Origin of the sequence: Lacimicrobium alkaliphilum, from assembly GCF_002591895.1 — a bacterium.
Lineage (GTDB): Bacteria > Pseudomonadota > Gammaproteobacteria > Enterobacterales > Alteromonadaceae > Lacimicrobium > Lacimicrobium alkaliphilum.
In genome coordinates this window covers 235301-259671 of record NZ_NISX01000004.1, presented here as the reverse complement: position 1 = coordinate 259671, position 24371 = coordinate 235301, and the positions used below count along the sequence as shown (strand labels likewise).

The 24371-nt window shown below is 48.6% G+C and carries 25 protein-coding genes; 21 read left to right on the top strand and 4 right to left on the bottom strand.

The features are described 5' to 3' along the window. The first annotated feature begins 141 nt into the window (after positions 1–141). From flhA to CDA54_RS05900, 12 genes are all read left to right on the top strand, one after another. Positions 142–2241 carry a flagellar biosynthesis protein FlhA gene (gene flhA, locus CDA54_RS05955; protein WP_099034102.1) on the top strand — a complete coding sequence of 700 codons (2100 nt, stop codon included), beginning with the start codon at positions 142–144 and terminating at the stop codon, positions 2239–2241. A 36-nt stretch (positions 2242–2277) separates the two neighbouring features. Further along, a complete protein-coding gene (flhF, locus tag CDA54_RS05950) occupies positions 2278–3636 on the top strand; it encodes a flagellar biosynthesis GTPase FlhF (protein WP_099034080.1) in 1359 nt (452 codons plus the stop codon). Next, on the top strand, positions 3633–4505 hold the full coding sequence (locus CDA54_RS05945) for a MinD/ParA family protein (protein ID WP_099034079.1): 873 nt from the start codon (positions 3633–3635) through the stop codon (positions 4503–4505). Before flhF ends, CDA54_RS05945 begins: the two co-directional genes overlap by 4 nt. Further along, on the top strand, positions 4502–5227 hold the full coding sequence (locus CDA54_RS05940) for an RNA polymerase sigma factor FliA (protein ID WP_099034078.1): 726 nt from the start codon (positions 4502–4504) through the stop codon (positions 5225–5227). Before CDA54_RS05945 ends, CDA54_RS05940 begins: the two co-directional genes overlap by 4 nt. A 46-nt stretch (positions 5228–5273) precedes the next feature. After that, positions 5274–5657: a chemotaxis response regulator CheY gene (gene cheY / locus CDA54_RS05935; RefSeq protein WP_062481364.1), complete on the top strand. Its 384-nt coding sequence runs from the start codon at positions 5274–5276 to the stop codon at positions 5655–5657. 34 nt (positions 5658–5691) lie between these two features. After that, complete coding sequence (locus CDA54_RS05930) at positions 5692–6432, top strand: protein phosphatase CheZ (protein WP_099034077.1); 741 nt, start codon at positions 5692–5694, stop codon at positions 6430–6432. Positions 6433–6443: 11 nt separating this feature from the next. Beyond that, positions 6444–8660, top strand: coding sequence for a chemotaxis protein CheA (locus tag CDA54_RS05925; protein WP_099034076.1), 2217 nt, complete (start codon positions 6444–6446; stop codon positions 8658–8660). After that, on the top strand, positions 8660–9754 hold the full coding sequence (locus tag CDA54_RS05920) for a protein-glutamate methylesterase/protein-glutamine glutaminase (RefSeq protein ID WP_099034075.1): 1095 nt from the start codon (positions 8660–8662) through the stop codon (positions 9752–9754). The genes CDA54_RS05925 and CDA54_RS05920 overlap by 1 nt, the downstream gene beginning before the upstream one ends. Before the next feature lie 94 nt (positions 9755–9848). Continuing rightward, positions 9849–10628 carry a ParA family protein gene (locus tag CDA54_RS05915; protein WP_099034074.1) on the top strand — a complete coding sequence of 260 codons (780 nt, stop codon included), beginning with the start codon at positions 9849–9851 and terminating at the stop codon, positions 10626–10628. Continuing rightward, positions 10625–11380, top strand: a complete 756-nt coding sequence (locus CDA54_RS05910; protein ID WP_099034073.1) for a chemotaxis protein CheW — start codon at positions 10625–10627, stop codon at positions 11378–11380. Before CDA54_RS05915 ends, CDA54_RS05910 begins: the two co-directional genes overlap by 4 nt. Continuing rightward, positions 11377–11868 (top strand): chemotaxis protein CheW, encoded by a 492-nt coding sequence (locus CDA54_RS05905; protein WP_099034072.1) that lies wholly within the window; start codon positions 11377–11379, stop codon positions 11866–11868. The genes CDA54_RS05910 and CDA54_RS05905 overlap by 4 nt, the downstream gene beginning before the upstream one ends. Before the next feature lie 138 nt (positions 11869–12006). Continuing rightward, the gene (locus CDA54_RS05900) at positions 12007–12405 is read left to right on the top strand and encodes a DUF2802 domain-containing protein (protein ID WP_099034071.1); all 399 of its coding nucleotides are present in this window, start codon (positions 12007–12009) and stop codon (positions 12403–12405) included. 267 nt (positions 12406–12672) lie between these two features. Here CDA54_RS05900 and CDA54_RS05895 read toward each other — a convergent pair whose 3' ends face one another. From CDA54_RS05895 to mntA, 4 genes are read right to left on the bottom strand one after another with little or no spacing between them, the layout of a single operon-like run. After that, positions 12673–13035 (bottom strand): nucleotidyltransferase domain-containing protein, encoded by a 363-nt coding sequence (locus tag CDA54_RS05895; RefSeq protein WP_099034070.1) that lies wholly within the window; start codon positions 13033–13035, stop codon positions 12673–12675. Continuing rightward, positions 13029–13409 carry an HI0074 family nucleotidyltransferase substrate-binding subunit gene (locus tag CDA54_RS05890; protein WP_099034069.1) on the bottom strand — a complete coding sequence of 127 codons (381 nt, stop codon included), beginning with the start codon at positions 13407–13409 and terminating at the stop codon, positions 13029–13031. The genes CDA54_RS05895 and CDA54_RS05890 overlap by 7 nt, the downstream gene beginning before the upstream one ends. A gap of 34 nt (positions 13410–13443) precedes the next feature. Continuing rightward, positions 13444–13866 (bottom strand): type VII toxin-antitoxin system HepT family RNase toxin, encoded by a 423-nt coding sequence (gene hepT, locus CDA54_RS05885; RefSeq protein ID WP_180237122.1) that lies wholly within the window; start codon positions 13864–13866, stop codon positions 13444–13446. Next, positions 13859–14242: a type VII toxin-antitoxin system MntA family adenylyltransferase antitoxin gene (gene mntA / locus CDA54_RS05880; RefSeq protein WP_099034067.1), complete on the bottom strand. Its 384-nt coding sequence runs from the start codon at positions 14240–14242 to the stop codon at positions 13859–13861. Before mntA ends, hepT begins: the two co-directional genes overlap by 8 nt. A 780-nt stretch (positions 14243–15022) precedes the next feature. On the opposite strand from mntA, the gene CDA54_RS05875 reads away from it, so the two are divergent. The 9 genes from CDA54_RS05875 to rfbC all read left to right on the top strand — a co-directional run bounded on the left by CDA54_RS05875 (position 15023) and on the right by rfbC (position 24370). After that, positions 15023–16201: a polysaccharide pyruvyl transferase family protein gene (locus CDA54_RS05875; protein WP_099034066.1), complete on the top strand. Its 1179-nt coding sequence runs from the start codon at positions 15023–15025 to the stop codon at positions 16199–16201. 409 nt (positions 16202–16610) lie between these two features. Continuing rightward, positions 16611–17690: a UDP-N-acetylglucosamine--undecaprenyl-phosphate N-acetylglucosaminephosphotransferase gene (gene wecA / locus CDA54_RS05870; protein WP_099034065.1), complete on the top strand. Its 1080-nt coding sequence runs from the start codon at positions 16611–16613 to the stop codon at positions 17688–17690. A gap of 124 nt (positions 17691–17814) precedes the next feature. Further along, positions 17815–18198: a hypothetical protein gene (locus CDA54_RS05865; protein ID WP_099034064.1), complete on the top strand. Its 384-nt coding sequence runs from the start codon at positions 17815–17817 to the stop codon at positions 18196–18198. Beyond that, complete coding sequence (locus tag CDA54_RS05860; RefSeq protein ID WP_229748073.1) at positions 18191–19963, top strand: polysaccharide biosynthesis/export family protein; 1773 nt, start codon at positions 18191–18193, stop codon at positions 19961–19963. The genes CDA54_RS05865 and CDA54_RS05860 overlap by 8 nt, the downstream gene beginning before the upstream one ends. 20 nt (positions 19964–19983) lie before the next feature. Then, positions 19984–20769 carry an ABC transporter permease gene (locus CDA54_RS05855; protein ID WP_099034063.1) on the top strand — a complete coding sequence of 262 codons (786 nt, stop codon included), beginning with the start codon at positions 19984–19986 and terminating at the stop codon, positions 20767–20769. Next, on the top strand, positions 20766–21416 hold the full coding sequence (locus tag CDA54_RS05850; protein ID WP_099034062.1) for an ABC transporter ATP-binding protein: 651 nt from the start codon (positions 20766–20768) through the stop codon (positions 21414–21416). The genes CDA54_RS05855 and CDA54_RS05850 overlap by 4 nt, the downstream gene beginning before the upstream one ends. A 2-nt stretch (positions 21417–21418) precedes the next feature. After that, complete coding sequence (locus CDA54_RS05845) at positions 21419–22879, top strand: KpsE/RkpR family capsule polysaccharide export protein (RefSeq protein WP_099034061.1); 1461 nt, start codon at positions 21419–21421, stop codon at positions 22877–22879. Positions 22880–22933: 54 nt separating this feature from the next. After that, complete coding sequence (rfbA, locus tag CDA54_RS05840) at positions 22934–23818, top strand: glucose-1-phosphate thymidylyltransferase RfbA (RefSeq protein ID WP_099034060.1); 885 nt, start codon at positions 22934–22936, stop codon at positions 23816–23818. Between the two features lie 6 nt (positions 23819–23824). Continuing rightward, a complete protein-coding gene (gene rfbC, locus CDA54_RS05835) occupies positions 23825–24370 on the top strand; it encodes a dTDP-4-dehydrorhamnose 3,5-epimerase (RefSeq protein WP_099034059.1) in 546 nt (181 codons plus the stop codon). Position 24371 lies beyond the last annotated feature (1 nt).

Genomic DNA, 24371 nt, shown 5'->3' with positions numbered 1-24371 from the left:
TGTTGGCGGGAACCCAGCACCTTAACGCTTTGAGGGATTGGCTTTTAATTCATCACTTATCATTCAGCATTCATAACTCATCTCCCCTCTGGCCTGAATGTTGCTTTACCCATGCAGTTGTCAAATTTTCGTTGTCTGAAGATGGAACTGAGCACTTACCTTAATCGTTTCGATAAAAACCGCGTAAAGCAGTTAACGACGGGCCTCGGCGCACCGACGTTGCTGCTCGCCATTATGGCTATGGTGGTATTGCCGCTGCCGGCATTTCTGCTGGATATGCTGTTCAGTTTCAATATTGCCTTGTCACTGGTGGTTATTCTGGTTGCAGTCTTTACCCAGAAACCGGTGGAATTCGGCGCGTTTCCGCTGATATTGCTGATTGCGACGGTACTCCGGCTGGCACTTAATGTGGCCAGTACCCGGGTAGTGCTGCTGCACGGTCATGAAGGAGGAGATGCCGCAGGTAAGGTAATTGAAGCGTTTGGTGAAGTCGTGATCGGTGGAAACTATGCTGTGGGTATCGTGGTGTTCGCGATCCTGGTGATCATTAACTTTAAGGTGGTCACTGCTGGTGCCGGCAGAATATCTGAAGTGAGTGCTCGCTTTACCCTTGACGCCATGCCAGGTAAGCAAATGGCGATTGATGCCGATCTTAACGCCGGGTATATCGATCAGGATCAGGCGCGAGCCAGACGTCAGGAAATCACCTCTGAAGCGGATTTTTACGGCTCTATGGACGGTGCGTCAAAATTTGTTAAAGGTGATGCCGTTGCCGGTTTGATCATCATGATCATCAATATTGTTGGCGGTCTTTTTATCGGCATTATCCAATACGATCTGAGCTTCGGTGAAGCGGTACAGATTTATACGCTGCTGACGATTGGTGACGGTTTGGTGGCGCAAATTCCTTCATTACTATTGTCGGTCGCTACCGCCATTATTGTTACGCGTGAGAATGAAGATCAGGAAATCGGCGCCGAACTGACCACTCAGCTGGGCAACAGAAGAGCGTTGTTTATTGCCACCGGTGTGCTGTTTGTAATGGGGATCGTGCCGGGTATGCCGCATATCGCGTTTCTGGGCCTGGCTGCTGTGGTGGGGGGCTATGCCTATTACGGTATGTGGAAAGAAAGCCGTGAGCAATCTCAGAGCCAGTTATCGGACGTGCAGAAAGAACAAACCTCGCAGACGACTGAAATTAAGGAGCTGGGCTGGGATGATGTACAGCACGTAGACACCATCGGACTGGAAGTGGGTTACAGACTGATCCCGCTGGTGGATAAGAGCCAGGGGGGCGAATTGCTGGCGCGCATTAAAGGGGTGCGCAAAAAGTTATCTCAGGAGCTGGGTTTTCTGGTGCCGCCGGTGCATATTCGCGACAATCTGGATCTCAACCCGAATACCTACACCATCGCCATGCTGGGCGTGACAATTGGTGAGGCCGACATTAATCATGACAGTGAACTGGCCATCAATCCCGGTCAGGTGTTTGGCAAGCTCGAGGGTAAAGCCACCAAAGATCCTGCCTTTGGCCTGGATGCGGTATGGATCAAACCCGAACAGCGCGAACATGCTCAGACTCTTGGCTACACCGTGGTGGATGCTGCCACCGTAGTGGCCACTCACTTAAGCCAGTTGCTAACAAATAACGCCTATCAGTTGCTCGGCTATGAAGAGGTGCAGCAGTTGCTGGATATGCTCGGTAAGAGCAATCCTAAACTGGTAGAGGGTCTGATTCCCGATATTCTGCCTATGAGCACAGTCGTGAAAGTTCTCCAGACGCTACTTTACGAAGGTGTACCTATCCGCGATCTGCGCACGATTATTCAGACCCTGTGTGAATACGGACCTAAGAGTCAAGATCCCGACGTACTGGTGTCGGCCGTACGCATTGCTCTGAAGCGTCTGATCGTGCAGGAGGTCAATGGCGGCGGTCATGAAATTCCGGTTATTACCCTCGCTCCTGAGCTGGAACAGATGTTGCATCAGTCTCTGCAGGCAGGCGGCGGTGAAGGGGCTGGTATTGAGCCAGGCCTGGCTGAGAAATTACAGCAATCTTTAAGTGAGGCGTCGCAGCAACAGGAGCTGGCTGGGGAGCCTTCTGTACTGTTGACTTCGGGCATGCTCAGACCGGTACTGTCACGCTTCCTCAAACACGCTATAGCCGGTTTACATGTGTTGTCGTATCAGGAAATTCCTGATGATAAACAAATCAAGATTGTCAGTGCCGTAGGTCAATAAATTCAGTTGTTATTGCGACTGACAAGGGGGTAAAAAGTGAAAATCAGACGTTTCTACGGAAAAGACATGCGTGATGCCTTAAACCAGGTCAAAGAAGAACTGGGCGGCGATGCAGTAATTATGTCGAATAAGAAGGTTGCCGAAGGCATCGAAATAGTGGCTGCGTATGATAAAGAGCCGGTAAAAAAAGCCGGAGAACGTCAGAGCCAGCCGGCGTCAGGCGCCAATGCCGAGCCACTGAAAAGTCGGCAGCAGGGTGCTCCCGGCAGAGCGGCGAAACCCCGGGGCACCCCCAGCCTCAGCGAAATCATTGGTGATTCTGGCCCTGACAGTTTGCGTGCCTTGCTCGAGAAGCAGAACAAACAGGCAGAGAGCAATTCAGCACCGGTAAACCCGCCAGGAAATGCACAACCCAGACCTGCGTCTCTGTCATCTGCAACACCCACTGCCGCCCCCGCACAGCATGATGATAAGGCCATGGATGACATTCGCCAGGAATTACAATCTCTGAGAAACGTGCTTGAATTTCAGGTATCCGGTCTGCTCAAACAAGAACGTCAGCAATCGCGCCCCTTACATAGCTATTTGATTAATCAGCTCCAGCGTCTTGGTATTACTTCGTCGCTGGCAGAACAGGTGGTTTCTTATGCCCCGCCTAACTGTGAACAGCGTGATGCCTGGAAGTTTTTGCTTAAATTGCTGATGAACCGGGTGCATACCAGCAACAACGAGATTTTGACACAGGGCGGGGTGGTCGCGCTGGTAGGGCCAACGGGAACCGGCAAAACCACCACCATAGCCAAGCTGGCTGCACAGTATGCCCGCCAGCATGGTCATCAGCAAGTGGCACTGATCACCACTGACAGTTACCGGATTGCCGCTTATGAACAACTGGCCACTTACGGCAAAATAATCGGCTGCAATGTGAAAAAAGCCAGCACTGCAGAAGAGTTGTCAGATTTGCTCTACCAGTTCCGCAACAAGGGCCTTGTACTCATAGACACTGCAGGTTTCGGACAAAGAGACGCCAGACTAATCAAACAGTTAGATACCTTGCGCCAGTCATCTTGTGCTAATATCAAACATTATCTGGTTTTGGCAGCTAATGCGCAGCATCAGGTGATGGAGCATACGTTAAATACCTACAGGCAGATTTCTTTACAGGGCTGTATTTTCACTAAACTGGATGAGTGTTACAGTCTTGGCGAGGCTATCAGCCTGGCGGTAGAGCACAGGCTTCCTGTGGGTTATCTGACCGATGGGCAGAAAGTGCCTGAAGATATCAAGGTTGCGGACGGAAAATATCTTATTTCATGTGCAGCCAGGCTTTATAAGCAGTATGCTTCAGTACCCACGAGAACTCAGCAGGTTGCAAACTCAGCAGTATCATTATGATTGAGGATCAAGCGAGTAGCTTAAGACGAATGAATCAACCCAATTTAATTAAAGTTATCGCTGTGACAGGCGGCAAAGGTGGAGTAGGCAAGACCAATATTACCCTGAATACCGCTATCGCCATGGCGAGGCAAGGCAAACGGGTGATGGTTCTTGATGCCGACCTCGGGTTGGCCAATATCGATGTGATGTTGGGCCTGAGGGTGGAAAAAAACCTTTCTCATGTATTATCCGGTGAATGTCTGCTCGAAGATGTATTGGTGGAAGGGCCTGCGGGGATTAAAATTGCCCCGGCCACCTCCGGCACGCAGTCGATGACGGAACTTACCCCAACAGAGCACGCCGGTTTAATCCGGGCCTTTAGTGAGCTTCAGAGCAAAATTGATGTACTGATTGTAGATACTGCTGCCGGTATCTCCGATATGGTGCTGAGCTTTTCCCGCGCCGCACAGGATATTATGGTGGTGGTATGTGATGAGCCCACCTCGCTGACTGATGCCTATGCACTGATTAAAATACTCAACCGTGACCATGGCGTGTTTCGTTTTAAAGTTGTGGCAAACATGGTGCGCAATCTGCGTGAAGGTCAGGAACTCTTTGCTAAGCTATCCAAAGTAACAAACCGATTTTTAGATGTGGCGCTGGAGTTGGTGGCAACGGTGCCTTTTGATGAGAATATCCGTAAGGCCGTGCGCAAGCAAAAAGCGATTGTTGAGGTGTTTCCGGGCTCTCCTGCCGCAATTGCCATAAACAATTTAGCCAAACAGGCGCTTAAGTGGCCTGTTCCGGCGCAACCAGGCGGACATCTGGAGTTTTTCCTGGAGCAATTAGTTGATCGAGGGACTGAGGTGCAGAGAGATAAAGTGTGAATAATAAAGCCGCTGCCTATCAGCAACTGGATGATAAACGTAAGCTTGTTGAGCAACATGCTTCGCTGGTAAAGCGCATTGCTCATCATCTGATGGCGAGACTCCCTGCAAGTGTTTTAGTTGACGATTTAATTCAGGCTGGCATGATTGGCTTACTTGAGGCGTCAAAAAACTTTGACGGTTCAAAGGGAGCCAGTTTTGAAACCTTTGCCGGTATCCGAATTCGTGGTGCCATGCTCGATGAGATTCGCAAAGGTGACTGGACGCCAAGATCAGTGCACAAAAATGGTCGTGCCATTGCCGAAGCTATCTCGCAGGTAGAAAAGGAAACCGGGCGCGATGCCAGAGATCATGAAGTCGCGGAACAGTTACAGGTGGGGATGGCTGATTACCATCAGATGCTTAATGAAGTGAATGCCGGCCGTATGGTGGGTATAGAAGATTTAGGTATCACAGAAGATGTGATCACCACCGAACAAAGCCGTGGTTCAGATGCGCCTTTTGACGATTTGTTACAGGGATCGTTTCAAAAAGCACTGGCCCATGCTATTACTACCTTGCCGGAACGCGAGGCCATCGTATTATCACTTTATTACGATGAGGAATTGAACCTGAGGGAGATAGGTGAAGTACTGGAAGTAAGCGAATCGAGGATCAGCCAGATTCACTCTCAGGCGATGCTCAGATTGAAAGCCAGGATGCAATCCTGGCGAGTTGAATGATTTTCAATAAGAATAACAGCTAGTTGAATCCTCACTGGAGGCAGTTTTGGATAAAAATATGAAAATTCTCGTTGTTGACGACTTTTCAACAATGAGACGTATAATCAAGAACTTACTTAAAGATCTGGGCTTCACCAATGTGCAGGAAGCCGACGACGGCAATACCGCCCTGCCCATGTTGCAGCAAGGGGATTTCGACTTTGTCATTACCGACTGGAACATGCCGGGGATGCAGGGGATTGATTTGCTCAGAGCCATTCGCTCCGATGACAGTCTTAAGCATCTGCCGGTGTTAATGGTGACGGCTGAAGCCAAGAAAGAGCAAATCGTCGCTGCCGCTCAGGCCGGTGTTAACGGCTATGTCGTGAAGCCCTTTACTGCTGCGACTCTGAAAGAGAAGCTGGACAAGATATTTGAGCGTCTTGGGTAATCGGGGTGGATCCTGAACAAAGAGGGACACCTGCATGACAGATGAAGCACCTATTTCACTAGAAGATGCCCGCCGTCTGGTTGAGCTGCTTGAAGCAGGAGATAACCAGGCCGCAGGTGAATTACTGGAACAAGTCACTGAGCATGATTCCGTGGAGTTGTTTGCCGAAGTGGGTAAACTGACCCGGCAACTGCATGATTCACTAAATAATTTTCAGCTCGATGCGCGTATTGCCAATCTGGCTAATGAAGATATTCCTGACGCCCAGACGCGGCTCAATTACGTCATTGAAACTACAGAAAATGCTGCTAACCGCACCATGGACGCGGTGGAAACCAGCATGCCTATCGCTGAGCAACTGAATGCCAAGATAAGCGGGATACTGCCGGAGTGGAAAAAGCTGATGACCCGGCAGATAGAGCTGGGTGAGTTTAAGACCCTCTGTCATGATCTTGACCGGATTCTTGAAGACGCCAGCAGTGAATCGGCTAAACTCAATGAATTGCTCACAGAAGTCCTTATGGCGCAGGGTTATCAGGATCTGACCGGGCAGGTAATTCGCCGGGTTATTGAGCTGGTCAAAGAGGTTGAAGATAACCTGGTGCATATGCTGACCATGTTTGGTGAGCCGGAAGTTGATGAAAATTCTAATAATTCTGACAAAAAGTCCGATAAAGAACTGGCTGAAGGACCGATAATTGATGCTGACAGTCGGGATGATGTGGTATCGGGTCAGGATGACGTAGATGATCTACTCTCAAGCTTAGGGTTTTAAGGAGCTGACGCATGTCGTTTGACGTTGACGAGGATATCCTGCAAGACTTTCTGGTAGAAGCCGGAGAGATACTGGAACAACTTCAGGAACAGCTTGTCGATCTGGAGAATAATCCCGAAGACGCCGACTTGCTGAATGCAATTTTTCGCGGTTTCCACACGGTGAAAGGTGGTGCCGGATTTCTGTCGTTAACCGCGCTGGTTGATGCCTGCCATGGTGCAGAGAATGTGTTTGATACATTGCGCAATGGTCAGCGGGAAGTCACTTCCGAGCTGATGGATGTGATCCTGCAGGCGCTGGATTGCATTAACGAGATGTTCGCCAACGTTAAAGCCCGTGAAGAGCTCACCCCTGCTGAACCGGAATTACTCGAAGCACTACACCGGCTGAGCAAGCCGCAAACGGAAGATGAAGTTCCGGTAGAAGTACCATCGCCCGCACCCACACCAGCCACTGCAGCAGACGAGAGCGCAGCGGGTAATGACGGTACCGATACGTCTCAAAGTGGCGATATCGATGAGATTACCGAAGATGAATTCGATAAGTTGCTGGATGAATTGCATGGTCCCGGCGCCGGGCCATCGAAACCGGATAGCGACGCGTCAGTTCCGGAAAAGAGCAAAGATGAAGCACCAGCCTCACCTCAGACCGCCTCGGGCGATGATGACGATATTACTGATGATGAATTTGAGGCCTTGCTCGATCAGTTACATGGTGAAGGGAATTTTAAGGCCCCGGAACAAGATGAAGCCAGTCAGCCTGAAGCCAGCAGTGGGCAGGGTGATGACGAAATAAGTGATGACGAGTTTGAAGCATTACTGGATCAGTTGCATGGCTCCGGTAAAGGCCCAAATGCGGCAGAAAAGGCCGCCGCTAAAGCCGCCGAAGAAAAGGCCGCTGCGCCAGCTTCTGCGGCTCCCAAACCTTCACCGGCACCCTCTAAGGCTCCGTCACCGGCTCCAGCTCCCAAGGCTGCTCCGGTAGCGGCTGCGGCGAAAAAAGAAGATAAAAAGCCTGCCCCACCTCCGGCTGAAACCACCGTCAGGGTGGATACCAAACGCCTGGATGAGATTATGAATATGGTGGGTGAACTGGTACTGGTCAGAAACCGGTTACTCAGCCTGGGTATCAATATTGCCGATGAGAGCATGTCCAAGGCCATTGCCAACCTGGATGTGGTTACCGGTGATTTGCAGGGTGCGGTAATGAAAACCCGGATGCAACCGATCAAAAAAGTATTTGGTCGTTTCCCGCGTGTGGTACGTGACCTTGCCCGCAGCCTGAAAAAAGAAATTAACCTGAAACTGGTGGGGGAAGATACAGACCTGGATAAAAATCTGGTTGAAGCCCTTGCCGATCCGCTGGTGCATCTGGTGCGTAATTCAGTGGACCATGGCATTGAGATGCCCGACGAGCGGGAAGCCGAAGGAAAAACCCGTACCGGTTCAGTTACCTTATCGGCTTCTCAGGAAGGGGATCATATTCTGCTTACCATCGAAGATGATGGTAAGGGCATGGATCCTGACAAGCTTAAAGAAATCGCCATTAGTCGCGGTGTACTGGATGCGGATGCGGCAGCGCGGATGTCGGACGTGGAAGCCTTTAATCTGATATTTGCCCCTGGTTTTTCCACCAAAACAGAGATTTCTGATATTTCCGGCCGTGGCGTTGGTATGGACGTGGTTAAAACCAAGATAAACCAGCTAAACGGTACCGTGCATATTGACTCTCAGCTGGGCGTGGGCACTAAACTGGAAATCAAGGTGCCACTGACGCTGGCCATTTTGCCAACCCTGATGGTGGTTGTGGGTGAGCAGACCTTTGCGTTGCCACTGGCGGCGGTAAGTGAAATTATTAACGTTGACCTTGAGCGCACTAATACCGTGGACGGTCATCTGACCATGATTGTGCGTAATAAGGCCATTCCATTGTTTTATCTCAAGGAATGGTTGCACCGTGGACCTGGCAAGCCTCAGGTGGATCGTGGTAAGGGGCATGTGGTTGTTGTTCAGATTGGTACGCAGCAATTTGGTTTTGTAGTGGATTCGCTGATCGGTCAGGAAGAAGTGGTGATTAAACCTCTGGATGCTTTGTTGCAGGGGACTCCTGGTATGGCCGGTGCCACTATTACCAGTGACGGTGGTATTGCTCTGATTCTGGATATTCCCAGCCTGCTCAAACGCTACGCCCGTAAAGGTATGAAAGACTTAAGAAAAGCAGTGAACTAATGCAGTATAAAGTGCTGGTGGTTGATGATTCGACTTTTTTTCGCAAAAGGGTCGCTGATTTTCTGGAGCAGGATCCGGGCCTGACGGTGGTGGGGCAGGCCAGAAATGGCCAGGAAGCCATCGACATGGCTGCCAGCCTCAGCCCCGATGTGATTACCATGGACGTGGAAATGCCGGTGATGGATGGGATTACGGCAGTAAAAAAAATTATGGCACAAAAACCGGTGCCCATTCTGATGTTTTCTTCTCTTACCCACGATGGTGCCGAAGCCACCCTGAATGCGCTCGATGCCGGGGCGCTGGATTTTTTACCCAAAAAATTTGAAGATATTGCGCGCGAGCGAACCGAAGCGATATCGCTGTTACAGCAGCGGGTTAAGGCATTGGCACGGCGCCGTATATTTGCCCGGCCGGCCACATCGAGACCCGTATTCAGGACCCCCGCGACAGAGACCCAAACCCCCAGGTCGACGCCTGCAAAAGCGCCACTTAAAAGCGGTTCTGGCAAACGCTATGCTGCGCTGGCGATCGGAGCATCCACCGGCGGCCCGGTGGCTTTGCAGACGGTGTTGACTGAATTGCCGGCCAGTTTTTCCTATCCTATTTTTCTGATTCAGCACATGCCAGGTACGTTTACCAGTGCCTTTGCCGCCAGAATGAATAATCTGTGTAAGATTAATGTCAAGGAGGCGGAGAATGGCGAGATTGCGAAGCCCGGATGGGCTTATCTGGCGCCCGGCGGCAAGCAGATGTTGTTCGAGGGAACGAGCAGGGCACCGCGGATTCGTATCGTGGAAGATAAAGATCAAAGCAATATCACCTATAAACCCAGTGTCGATTTGAGTTTTGCTTCCCTGGCACGGATCTATGGTGGTGATGTACTGGCGGTGATCCTCACCGGAATGGGGGCCGATGGCAGAGAGGGAGCCCGTTCACTGAAATCCCGTGGTGCAAGTATCTGGGCTCAGGACGAAAAAACCTGTGTGGTGTATGGCATGCCGCAGGCGGTGGCTGCAGCAGGTATCTCATCAGAATCTATGCCTCTGGGTGATATTGCCGCAAATATCAAAACGGAAATGTCAGTGCGCGGCTGACCCGTATTGATGTAGGGCGTGTTGACCTTTTGTGTATATTCTTGCAGCAGTTTGTAGCGCATTTAGACAAGGCAGAGTAAATGTGGTGTAGTCAGTGATCGTCTGGACCGTTGCCAATCAAAAAGGTGGGGTAGGTAAGACCACCACCACTGTGACCCTGGGGGCCTTGCTTGCTCTGCAGGGAAAACGGGTGGTGCTGGTGGATACCGATCCTCATGCATCCCTGAGTTATTATTTTGGTGTTGATTCAGAAGAGCTTTCCAGCAGTGTGTATGACATATTTATGGCGGGCAGGTCGTTAACGGCCGATACGGTGCTGGATTGTTTGTGCCCGACTAAGCTGGACTCATTATTTTTATTACCTGCAGCCATGGCGCTGGCTACTCTGGACAGGAGCATGGGGAACCAGGGCGGTATGGGATTAATCCTGAAAAGAGCCTTACAGGCGATTGAGGGCGAGTTTGACTATGCCCTGATCGATTGCCCGCCGGTGCTGGGCGTGCTGATGGTTAATGCTCTGGCGGCGTGTGAGCGCATTCTGGTGCCGGTACAGACTGAATTTCTGGCCCTTAAGGGCTTAGACAGAATGATGCATACGCTGGAGATTATGCGTAAATCCAAAACTGAAGATTATCAGTATACTATAGTGCCTACTATGTTTGATAAACGTACTAATGCTGCCATGGAGTCGTATCAGGCGCTACGCAAGACCTATGGTGATAGTGTCTGGAGTGGTGTGATTCCGGTGGATACCCGTTTTCGCGATGCCAGTCAGGCACAGAGCCCACCACCGGTGTTTTGTCCAAAAAGCCGTGGTGTGTATGCCTATGCCAGTTTGCTTAAACATCTGCAATCGCTGCGGGGGCAGGCATGACTAAAGGCCAGTTTGCCAATGAAGGGGTGATGGAGGATTATCTTGATGCCTTGCTCACTGATGATCCTGTTATTGAAAACGTGCAGAAGCAGTCCGTTGCAAGGTTGCTGGAGCAGGCTAAGCTTGAAGAAGTCACAAGAGTAGCCGAGAAACCTGTATCTCTGGCAGAGCCTAAACCGGCGCCACCAGAGTCAGACCTGGAAGAACAGGACGCATTGGCGGAGAAAATCCAACAGAATCCGCCAGCGCTGCCGACACAACAAGAACAGGCAGAATATCGACAGGGCAGTTTCCAGGCATTATTTTTTAAGGTGGCTGGTTTAACCCTGGCGGTTCCACTGACTGAACTGGGCGGTATTCATAAGCAGGACAAGACTTCTGCGCTGATCGGCAAACCGGATTGGTTTACCGGTGTGATGTTGCACAGAGAGGAAAAACTCAATGTGGTGGATACTGCACAATGGGTAATGCCAGAAAAATACGATGAAACACTGGCAGAATCCTTAAATTATCAATATCTTATTATGTTAGGTGACAGTGGTTGGGGTTTATCCTGTGAATCACTGGTGAATACGGTCAAGCTGGAACAGGATGATGTGAAATGGCGTGAACATCACGGCAAACGTCCCTGGTTAGCTGGCCTGGTGAAAGAAAAAATGTGTGCCCTTATTGATGCTTCCCAACTGGTTTATATGCTGGAGCAGGGGCTGAACAGTAATGACGAAGACGATGCCCGGGAGCCAGTCTTATGAGTGACGACAGAACCAGCAGCAATGCTGCAACAGACGCAGATGAAGTCCTGCAGTGGGTAACCTTCAAACTCGGTGAGGAAACCTATGGCATTAATGTCATGCAGGTACAGGAAGTACTGCGCTATTCCGAGATCGCCCCGGTACCGGGAGCCCCTGATTACGTGCTGGGTATTATTAACCTGCGCGGAAATGTGGTGACAGTGATTGACACCCGCTCCCGTTTTGGCCTGGAAACCAGTGATGTAACCGATAATTCACGAATTGTGATTATTGAATCTGAACAGCAGGTGGTGGGTATTCTGGTGGACAGTGTGGCCGAAGTGGTTTACCTCAAGTCTTCTGAAATCGATAGCGCACCTAATGTGGGCACAGAAGAAAGCGCCAAGTTTATTCAGGGAGTGTGTAACCGCGAGGGGCAGCTGCTGATTCTGGTTGACCTGAATAAATTGCTGACAGACGAAGAATGGGATGAGATCACCAGCCTGTAATGGTGATGGATTGATCTGTCCCGGTTCGCCGGGACTTCAGCTCACCGTATCACAACATCTTTTGGCTTTTACACTTCGTATTGCGGGCAATAATGCCCACTTCTTTTCCCAGCCAGCAAGGATGTTGCCGGACCTTCTATGACCATTATTGAAATCTCCCTGATTATTTTACTGGTGTTGTTCGGCATTGGCGCTGCGCTGTTGTTGTGGCGACAGCAATCCCAGAGCGCCAATGTTACTGCCCTGACTGAGCAGTTGCAGGAACAACAACGGCAACTGACGCTTTTAAACGAAGGGCTCCACGAATTGCGCACCGGCAATATTGGTGTGGGAAAAAAAGTTAAGGCCCTGGAAGCACAACTGCAGCAGTTGCGGGAAAAGCAGCAGGAACTGGAGGAAATGGAGCCAGACAGTAAACTGTACACCGGCGCAGTAAAACTGCTGAAGCGCGGCGCCAGCGTTGAAGACGTGATGCAGGAATGCGAGCTGCCCAGAGCCGAAGCCGAGCTGCTGTTCAGTATTCATGGTAGGGGATAGTACCCGGTTATCAGCGTTCAGCTATCAGGCTTTAGTCTCCGCGTCCTCCGCGGTAAATTTACCNAGCTATCAGGCTTTAGTCTCCGCGTCCTCCGCGGTAAATTTACCATCACCAAAGGGCACTGGATGCCCAGCAACCATTGAATTAGCGATCTGCTAATCAATAACACTCTGTTATCAAAGGTGCTGGACAAGCCCGATAACAACATTCGGGCATGACAGAGGGGCGTTCCTGCAGCAGTTGGCGGAAACCCGGCGCCTTTATCTTTACCTCTGAAAACACTTGGGTATGACAGTGTCTGCGCTGGTTGTTTGTGATGAATGTTGATAAAACAGTGTGCCCTCTGCGAGGATTTTTTGCTTGAGGCTGGTATTCGTCAGCGTATCAAGGTGCAGAACATCCAATTTAAATGCCAGAGGCAAGGCATCCAGCTCATTCCACAAGTGGGTAAAGTCCTCTTCTGAAAGCCGGGAACCACATACAGCCAAATCAATATCCGAATAGGGTTTGAAGTTATTGCTTGCTCTGGAGCCAAAAAGCAGCACTTTATTCACTGCCGGAAAACGACTGAACACTTCTTTGAGCTGAAACTCAACAGTGTCAGACAGACCGCTTTGCTGAATCACCATTGTTTTGCGACGCAGGCCAGTTGTTGAAAAAGCGCCAGCCCCTGTTCGGCAATAAACTGATAGACTGACTCGGCCAGGGATTCGTCATAGGTGTGTGTGGTCAGATTTCTTTGCTTCTGCAATTCGCTCCAGAGATTGCCATCCTGTATAAATCCGGCAACAAGCGATTCCTGAAAAACCTGTCTGGGTGTTCTGGCTTCCAGTCCTTCTTCTTCAAGTTTAAGCTTGAGCATTTTCCAGGAAAGTTCGTAACTGAATTCGAAACGCTGAATAACAGAATCACGAATAAACTCATCCTTGGGTTGTTGTACAGCCCTTTCCAATTGGGAAGTGGCCTTTAAGAATTCTTCGGTGCGTTCTTTTAATCTATGCATGGCTCTGATGTTTATCTTTGTATTGGGGTACCAGCTACAAAAGGTTGATAGCTTCGACCGCGCGATGACCGAAGTCCTTAAGGTAGCGATAGTCGAGGCTTTTGACGACTTTTTTGACGATATCACGGTCCAGATTCAGATAGTCATGTACCAGAGCATTCCTCAGGCCGATGATTTTTTTCCACCTGAGTAATTCGTCCGGTGTTATTTTTCCACATTCAGCTAAAGCCTGGAAAGTCTGATAGGCATTGGTGCCGGTTTGTTTTCCCAGCCCTTTTAACCAGTGTTTAGCCAGCCCAATGTTTGTCTCCGTCAACATTTGCAGTACTCTTTCTGCAACTAAACAATCGCGCCGGTTAAGATCTGAATCAGCGGACAACATGTCCAGCTCTCGGATACATTCATCAATGTGTACCGATACTTCTTTCAGATAGAGTTTTAAGCCCTTATCAACCATGCTCAGCCTCATATTCGGCAAACTCGTACATACTGTAGACCCGCTGGGTTTGCCGGTATAGCTCTGCGCCGTCTTTACAGTGCACTACCTTGCCGTACTCGACAATATTGTATGCCAGGAAGATGGGTGCCTGGCTGATTTCAACCACTGACAAGGTATTGTCAGGCAGGTTTAATTCACTTGCCCATTCGATGGCCAGTTCTTCAGCAACCAATTGTTTATCTTCACACCCGGCAGGCAACCTTATGGCTAAATCAATATCACTGTCAGGGCGTTCGGTATTCTTTGCTCTTGAACCATACAGCCACAGGACTTTTACCTCTGCTGTGGTTTCAGCAAGTTCAACAAGCCTGGGAATCAGCGATTGGGTTTTCATGGGTACGCTCTGAAAGGGAAATAGCTTGTTCGACAAACTAGCATAATCAGGGCTGTTTTTCACCAAAGCCAGCGTCTTAAAGCTTGACGGATAAATAAAGATCGCTGGATACCCGATAACGGCATTCGGGTATGACGAACGGTGGTCCCCGCGGAAGTTGGCGGGAACCCAGCGCCCTTAAACCTTCCCTTATCAGAAAGAGCAACATTCATGTGTCCAGTCAGGTAGGTAGCCTGAATGCAGCGAAGCGGACTTGTCCAGCACCTTTGATTAGTCTTAGTAAAGAGGTGATTCTGTTAGAGCTTCAAAGGCTGCTGGAATCCGGGAGCAATGCCCGGTATGACGCGCTAATCCTGCAGTCCGGTGGCCTTTTTAGTGTAAGTCTGGGCTTTATATCTGGACACCTGATGAAGTCCATGGCACCACGATGCCGTTAGGTCGATAAGAACAGTACACGCGAAAGCTCATTAAGGGCCGAAGGAACAAATGCCTTCAGTCAGAGGCCGGATATACGGGAGCAAACCTGTCCATGCTATCAGCGCCAAACACCTTGCAAAAGGGGAGGAGACCATCTCATCGCTCTACATGGTGTGTAGTAGATCGGACTTCAGTCCGACAAGAGAGGCGATTGCGCGAACGCCTGTGTTGAAACGCTTTTACTACCGTTTTACTCAATGTCATGTTATTTTCTCGCGCTGCCTAAGACGCGGGAGCGTCGAACTATTTAGCGAGCCCACCATATGGAATGTGGCGTGATCAATGAAGTGAACTGAAACTCTTATGAAGCCGACGACAGAAAAAAAGCATATCTATATCCTCAGCGCATCTGACAGATTCAATTATGGGGACTTGTTATTTCCTATTGTTGCCAAACATGAACTTGGCAAGCTTGGGGATTATGAGTTTCATAATATTGCTACAGTTAAATCGAATTTGGCGTCTTGCGGTGCAATGGCGACAGAAAGCTACAAAACGCTGCTTAGATTTAATGATATTCCGTCGGGCTCCTTATTATTGGTCGCAGGAGGTCAGGTTCTTAATGCAAACTGGTCGAGGCTAATCAGTTTTTTGCATCCTGTTTATCACTGGATATATGAAAAATATCACGGAGAACGGCTGGAAAAGCTTACAAAGTGGTTGTTTGGCAAAAATTCGGTTTCTTATCCCTTTATGCCCTCTTCTCCAGCTATTTTTGAGCGCATGAAAGTAGTCTATCACGCCGTAGGAGGTGGAGTCCCAAAACTGCCTGGGCAACGTAAAGAGGTAGGTCCTGGCCTGACTAATGCAAAATATATCAGCGTAAGAGAGACTGAAACCCGTCGGGTACTTAAAAACAACTTTGCAGTAAACGCGACGTTGGTGCCTGACTCTGTTGCTGTTATCAGTGATATCTACCCTAAATCCAGTTTGCAGCGGCCGCTTAAGAAGGATTATGTCTGTGTTCAGTTTGGATACCAGAAAAGTAAGGGGAAATTGCCTGTCATTCTGGCTCAGTTGAAGAAGATCCATAATCAGCATGGACTGCAGGTGGGGCTATTGTCGATTGGAAACTGCCCGGGCCACGATGATCAGGAAGCCGTCAAGTGGCTGAAGGATAATGCTGACTTCCCTGTACATATATTACCTTGCGATACGATTGACCAAATAACGGCGGCTCTGGCTCATACAAGTTTGTTTATCGGCACCAGTTTACATGGTGTGATTGTATCAATGTCCTATGGTAACCCTTTCGTGGGTGTGAATAAGCTCGTCCGCAAGGTTGATGCATACACCAGAACCTGGGCACCTGAATATCTGCAAGGTTCGGTAGGCTTTGTGAAAATCGCTGCTGCGGCATCAGAACGGCTGGCTGCTCATCAGAGTTACGAAGAGATCATTGCAGAGCATAAAAAAAGGGTGCGTGATTCTTTTGGCAAAATTGATCAGATTGCGAAAAACGGCCCAAAAACTGTGTTATGAGTCGTGTTACTTCCGCGCTTGTATATACGCAAATATACTGCCGTATATAGCGATAACGGGATTAAATTCGCTTTTGGCGGGTATTCTGTAACACTTGTAGGTTATTTGAGATTACTAATAACAACAATTTGAATCAATTAAATAAATGATTAACGCTGGCGGGATTGGCCGTTATTTTGGTACTATTCAGCCCCGTCGGGCAAAGCCATGCCGACTTTTCAATGAAGGATTGCTACACAAACTAAATATGCGAAACATTGCAGAGTGGATCACACCGCAAACTATGGTTTGTCGAAATAGAATGCAGTCGATATCTGTAGCTCTATTTATTTCGCCGAGCTCAGGGATGCCGGGCTTGTCCATTGTCTATGAGTTGTTAATACGTACAAAAAAAAGGATTTTATAGTTCGTGCTTAATCATCTCCAATTCATGCCTATTTTTACTGCATTTTTTGTGGCCTTGCTACTTCTGGTCGTTATGACGCCTGTAGCCCATCAATGGGGCCTGGTTGACCAACCTGACTATCGCAAGAACCATAAGGGTATTGTTCCTTTGACTGGCGGTTTGGCCATGTTCGTTGCGATCCTGGTGGCCAGCTTCGTGACTGATTTCTGGCTCAAGAATGATCCCCAGTACTTCACTGCTGCAGCAGTTGTTGTGACGTTGGGGATGCTTGATGATCGGTTCGATCTCAGCGCGAAAGGTCGGCTGGCGTTTCAGTTTGGCGTGGCGGCAATAATGGCCTGGAGTGCCCAGAATTATCTGACTTCTTTGGGTGACTTAATCGGTTTTGGTGAAATTCATCTGGGCCTGGCCGGATACTTCCTTACTCTGGTTTGTGTTGTGGGAGTGATCAATGCCTTTAATATGATAGATGGTATTGATGGCCTGGCTGGTGGCATGAGTCTGGTGGTACTGCTGAGTGTCGTTTTTCTGTTGTTAGTATCAAAAAATGGCGCTGCCATAATGGGGCCTGTGCTGGTGATTTCAGCGCTGGTGCCGTTTCTTGCATTCAACCTGAGCATTAAGGGGTTTAAGGGCAATAAGATTTTTATGGGCGACTCCGGTAGTATGTTCATTGGTCTGACTATTGTCTGGTTGCTCGTAGAGTACACACAGGGCTCTCAGCCGGCGATGCGACCTATTACAGCTGTGTGGTTGATCGGTCTTCCTTTGATGGACATGGCGGCTATCATGTATCGCAGGGCACGCAAAGGGCAGTCTGTTCTCAAGCCAGATCGCCAACACCTGCATAACATATTTATTCGTGCAGGCTTGTCGTCTAAGAAATCACTGGTTGCCATTCTGTTGCTGGGGAGTCTCTACGCGTTCGTCGGTATTGCCAGTGAAATGCTTAAGGTTCCTGAATACATTATGTTCTTTGCCTTTCTGATTCTGTTGGTTGTATACAGTTATGTTATTCAGAATATCTGGATCATACTTCGCAGATTACGGCGTTTAAGAAAATCCGCTTTTCCGATATCCTGATTGATAGTCAGTCTTATCTGGCTGTATTTGACACATTTTGATCTGTGTCTCTGTGATGTATACTGCCCTGCAGTAGCGCTTGGAACCCCGGCATTCCCGAACAATAACAATAAGCTTAATTCAGATGCATATTGATAAGAAATTATGTGTTGCCCTTGTTACATTGCTGGTAGTGGGCTGCGCCAACAAAATTACGCAACCCGTGGCCAGCATCCGGTTGGTCACAGGTGATGCTGACTCGGCCTTTGAGTCGGTTCCTCAGGCAGTCGCCTCCAATATTCTAAATGTGCCCGACGGAACTGATGTGAGTGTTGGTCAGCAGGTTGTATCGGTAGGGAAAAAGTACTTTTCAGCGGCGGGCATACCTTGTCGCCGATTGGACTGGAAAAGCAATGGTGAAATTCTGACCAAAGGTAACGCGATCTGCAAGGATAAGCGCAGTGAGCGTTGGCACTTTACCCAGCCCGTTATAGCTACATATGATGGGGGAGGCGCTGATAATGGGTAATGTTTTTCTGAATACCATGGCCAGGTTTGTTGTCCTTGTTCTGTTATTAGTCAGTGTTCTCAGTGTTTATAGTGCGGGCGCACAAAGCCCAGAGGAAATGCAGCAGATCCAACAGGCTCAGCAAGCTGCAGCAGAGCAAAAAGTTGATGTATCGCGTTATATTCAAAGTGAAAGTCGGTTCAAAAGATCGAGTTCAGGAGGCACGGAATCTATCCGTTCAGGTTCCTCAACCGGAGCTGGCGGGTTACGTCCTTTTGGTGCCAATCTTTTTGATGGCAGCTTTGAAGCTGAACGCAGTGATGGGCTGAATCCGACTTACAGGGTAGCACCTGGTGATAAGATATCTGTTCAGCTTTGGGGCACTGTTGAATTAGCAGAGGTGCTTACTGTTGATAATCAGGGAAATATCTTTATTCCTCAAATCGGTCCGGTTCCGGTTATCGATGTGCCTGCGACAGAAGTTAACCGGGTAGTTAAAGCAAAGATCCGTTCGGTATATACCAATAATGTAAATGCTTATGTAAATCTCCTTACCGCTACGCCTGTCAGTGTATTTGTGGCGGGACCGGTGATAAGGCCTGGGCAGTATGCGGGTTTACCCACAGATTCGATTCTTTATTTTCTTAAACGTGCCGGTGGTGTAGACCCCATTCGTGGTAGTTATCGCCGTATCACTGTGTTGCGGAACAATAATGCAGTACAGGAGTATGACCTGTATAAATTCATGCGCGAAGGGCGCTTACCATCATTTTCGTTTAAAGATGGTGATGTGATCTTAGTGGGCGAGCAAGGGCCAATGGTGACAGTAGAAGGCGCAGCCCGGTACCCGTTTCGATTTGAGCTAACTGAGCAACGTTCTAAAGGTTCAGATCTCACCTATTTCTCAAGACCACTGGCTAAAACCAGTCATGTCGCAATTACAGGAAATCGTCCGGATGGCCCGGTTTCTGTTTATGTTCCAATTGCTGAATTCGAAAATTTCGACATCTATGACGGTGATGTGGTGCTTTTCAATGATGATCTGCAACCTCAGGTTATCAGCGTTAAGATATCAGGAAGCTACATTGGTCCTTCTTTTTATACGGTTAAAAAGGACGCCCGGCTTTTAGATCTGCTGCCATATATTGAGGTAGATGCAGAACATGCAGATATCGACTCGATATATATTAAACGAGAGAGCGTAAAGGAACGGCAGCGGGAGTTGCTCGATGAGTCGCTGAGAAGGCTGGAAAGAAGTGTTTTCACAGCTCCGGCATCTTCTGATGGCGAAGCGCGTATTCGTGCTCAGGAAGCTGAATTAGTGATGCGCTTTGTAGAGCGAGCCCGGCAAGTAGAGCCATTGGGCAAAGTCGTGTTGTCAGAGCAGGGAAAAATCGCAAATATACGTCTGGAGCAGGGGGATGAAATTGTCATTCCGCTGAAGACCGATCTGGTTCAGGTTTCTGGCGAAGTGTTAATGCCCCAGGCCGTAGTGTACAACCCGAAAGCAAGACTTACGGATTATGTTGCCTGGGCGGGTGGTTACAGTGAACGGGCAGATGATGAACGGATTGCTGTTATCCATGCTAACGGCCTGACCACATTCTTTGAAACTGATGAGAGCAGTCATTGGTTCTCCAGCACAACCCAGGTAAAGATCCAGCCGGGAGATCAGATTATGGTTCTGCCCAGAGTTGATACCAAGCTGATCCAGAGCATCAAAGATATTACCCAGATTATTTATCAGGTAGCCCTGGCGGCGAATGTCGCTTTGGATTCAAATTAATCCGGAGCGGACTTACTGAGATGACCACAGTATTAAAGCGTAATAAATGGGAAATCTGGCGGGATGTCATTTTTGCCTTGTTCGCCCGGGAAATACGTGTGGGTTTCAATGACAAGTTTGGTATAAGTTGGGCCGTTGTGCAGCCCGTGGTGTTTATCTTTGTACTGGCCTTCATAAGAGGCCGGCTTGACAGTGGTGAAACTCATACCATCCCCACCTTTATCTTTATCGCCTTCGGCATGATTTTGATCCAGAGTTTTCTGCAGACCTTGTCCGCAGGTGCTTCTGCGATAAAAAAAAATAGGGCCCTGTTTGCTTTCCGCCAGGTTCAACCTCTCAGTGCAGTGATCGCTGCAGGCATGTTTGAGTTTATCGTTAAGCTGTTTGTGGTGATGGGCATTGCGTTGATTCTGTATTTTATTGGTATGGAAATGAAGCTTGCCGACCCTCTGAGTATCATTCTGTATTTCGTATCGCTCTGGCTTTTTGCGTTGTCCGTAGGTCTATTGTTTGGTCTTGCTGCTTTGTATATTCCTGAAGTAGAGAAGGTACAGACTTTAATGACCCGGCCCATGTTTTTTATTTCCGGAGTGTTTTTCTCACTTAAAGACTTTCCAGAGGAATACTGGTACTTGCTGAACTGGAACCCGATTCTGCATGCCATCGAGTTAGCGCGTTTTTCCGCTTATCCCTCATATGGTCTGGACGGAGTCAGCGTCAGCTATCTGTTGATCTCAACTCTTGTAGCGTTGTTTCTCGCCCTGGTTTGTTATCAAGGGTTCTGGAAGCAGGCGATAAGTAGATGATTCTGCTGGAAAATATTACAAAATACTACCATTCGGTATTGGGCCATCAGTATATCTTTCAGAATCTGAATTTCGAGATCCCCGGTGGCCATAATATCGCCATACTCGGGGCCAATGGTGCCGGTAAATCGACCTTATTTCGTCTAATTGCCGGCAGCGAATATCCCAACAAGGGCACTATCATCAGCGATCTGAGTATTTCCTGGCCGGTGGCATTGGCCACAGGGATTCATCAGCAGATGACCGGCAGAGAGAACACCCGTTTTATTGGCAGGATAAATGGAGTGGCAGACCTGGATGCATACGAGAAGCGGGTTAAAGGCTTTGCAGAGCTTGGACAACATTATGATCTACCTGTTAAGACGTATTCCAGTGGTATGCGTCCGAGATTAGCATTTGCATGTTCCATCGCGATAGACTTTGATGTTTATCTGATTGACGAAGTAACATCGGTAGGCGATGCATCTTTTCGTCGTAAGGCTAAAAAGGCCTTGTTTGAGCGCAGTGAACAGGCCAATGTCATTATGGTCAGCCATGATATGAAGGAACTCAGGCAGTTTTGTGACAGTGCTATTGTGCTGAGCAAAGGCAATTTAACTTTTTACAATGACCTTGAAGAAGGCATTAAGCATTATCAGGCATTATAGATATGACGCAGCAAGCCCAGCATGAATTGGAAGCCAGATTAGAAGCGTTTAAGAAGGAAAAGTTAGTATCCGGAGATTGGCTCAATCATGATGTCCTGATGGCCAAGGCGGAAAAACTGGAATACACCGATCCCGCCCTGGCGTTAAGAGTCTTTCAGCGAGCCAGAGTTCTTAATCCGGATTCTAAAGAGGTTAAGCAAAAAATTGCCAGCCTTAACCGAGATTTAAAAAAATCCAATCCTGAGGTCATGCGCAGCTCATCAAAGGAAACAGATGCTCAAGAGTCTGTCGGTGAGGCTGCGGAGGCAGCCGATGTGGTTCATGAACAGCCACAGGCACAAACCTTCACCCAGAAACTTCTAATCTGGCTGAAAAAGCCGGTTAGTATTTTTGTGCTATTGCCTTTTTTCGCATTTGCTTTCTATCAGCTGGTTTGGGCCAGCGACCGGTTTGAAAGCCAGGCACAATTGATTGTTCAGAAGCCCAGCGGCATGGCCACATTAGAACCTGCCATGGCAATGCTATCCGGTTTTACAGGGGGAGGCGGCGGCTCTGATACATCCCTCGTTGAGGCATTTATCTACTCAACAGATTTACTTGAATACCTGCAGCAGGAACTGGATATTTTTGCGCATTACAGCAGTAATGAATACGATATGTTCAGCAGGTTGTCGGCTTCGGCGAGTCGGGAAGACAAACTGGATTACTACAAAAAGCGGGTGGTTGCCGAGATAGATCAAACCTCACAGATCATCACGATAAAGGTGCAGGGGTATACGCCTGAATTTTCTAAAGCACTGACCGAAACCATAGTGGACAGGGCTGAGTGGTACATCAATAAAGTCGGTCATGACCTTGCTAAAGCGCAGTTAGCTTTTGTTCAGAATGAACATGCAATGGTTGAGGAACGGCTACAAAAAGCAAAATCTGAAATTCTTGCATTTCAACGCAAATACAATCTGCTTGATCCTGAAGCTGAGGGCATGGCGTTACAGCAAATTGCCTATGGCCTCGAAGGAGAAATAGCCAATAAGCAGGCAGAGTTAAGAGCATTACGTTCAAGTATGAGCGAGAGTGCGCCAATGGTGATGCGCTTGAAAGACCAGTTGTCCAGCCTCAGACAACAGCTTGTGGAGGAACGACAAAGGCTGACACAGGATATAGAGCGGGGCGATTCATCAGGTGAACTTGGGGTCAATGAAATTCTGGCAAATTTCGGCAATCTGAAAATGGATCTGGAATTTGCTATTGAGGCACTGGCCAGTTCGCAGGTTTCATTGGAAAAATCTCGTATAGAAGCCTATCGCCAGCTTAAGTATCTGGTAGTTATAGAGTCACCAACACTACCAGAAGAAGCAAAATATCCGGGGATCATATACAATCTCTCGCTGTTTTTGGCAGTAATTTTAATGATCTTCGGCGTAGGCAGTATCATACGTGCCACAGTGAATGAACTTAAATAAACCGGTCAGGATCCGGCGTATTCCATACGACACAGACAGTAAAGCAGGCAGGTTATGAGTAATAGAAAAGGTATTGTCCTGGCCGGAGGTTCCGGTACCAGACTCCACCCATTGACTCAGGTGATCAGTAAGCAACTGATGCCGGTTTATGACAAGCCAATGATTTATTACCCCGTTTCCACGCTGATGCTGGCCGGTATCCGGGACATATTGATTATTTCCACAGTGGAAGATCTACCCAGGTTCCAGGCATTGCTTGGGGATGGCAGTCATTGGGGACTGAATTTCAGTTATATTGTTCAGCCCTCACCGGATGGCCTGGCGCAGGCATTTATTCTCGGGGAAGAGTTTATTGGGAACGATCCCTGTACCCTGGTGTTGGGAGACAATATTTATTATGGCCATGATCTTCAGGTGGCGCTGATGAATGCAGCGGTACAATCTGATGGGGCAACGGTATTCGGCTATCATGTCAACGATCCTGAGCGATATGGCGTTGTTGAGTTTGACGATGACTGGAACGCACTTTCTATAGAGGAAAAGCCCACGAAACCTAAGTCGCGCTATGCGGTAACAGGGCTGTATTTCTATGATAATGATGTGGTGGAAATGGCCAAACAGGTTCAGCCATCTGAACGTGGCGAGCTGGAGATTACAGACCTGAACCTGCTTTATTTACAACAATCGAAACTCAGAGTTGAATTGATGGGGCGGGGATCCGCGTGGCTGGATACCGGCACGATAGATAGTCTGCTCGATGCGTCAAACTTTATTGCTGCCATTGAAAAACGCCAGGGTCTGAAAATAGCCTGTCCCGAAGAAATCGCTTATCGAAAGGGATATATCAGCGCGTCTCAGCTGGAGCAACTGGCTCGCCCTCTGGTAAAAAGCGGTTATGGTGACTATCTGATGCAAATCCTCCACGACAAGGTGAAGTAACTGAATATGCAAGTATTAGAAACTACGATTGCCGACGTTCATCTCATTCAGCCTAAAGTATTCGGTGACGAAAGAGGTTTTTTTCTCGAAACGTTCAGAGATGACTGGTTCCGGGCGCATTGCGCTGATGTGCATTTTGTACAGGACAATCACAGTAAATCAAGGCAGGGAATTTTACGTGGCCTGCATTATCAGGTTGAAAAGACACAGGGCAAACTAGTGCGTGTCGTTCAGGGTGAGGTCTACGATGTGGCTGTGGATATGCGCAAATCATCCCCAACCTTTGGTCAATGGTTTGGTGCGGTTCTCTCTGCAGAAAATCATCGTCAGATGTGGGTTCCGGCAGGTTTTGCTCATGGATTTTACGTCATGTCACCAACAGCCGAATTTGTTTATAAATGCACCGATTACTATCACCCTCAGGCAGAAGTCAGTATTCGTTATGATGACCCAGAGCTGAATATTGACTGGCCACTGATTGATGGGCAACCGCCGTCATTGTCAGAAAAGGATGACAAGGGTCTGGCTTTTAACGATGCGCCGACATTCTGAT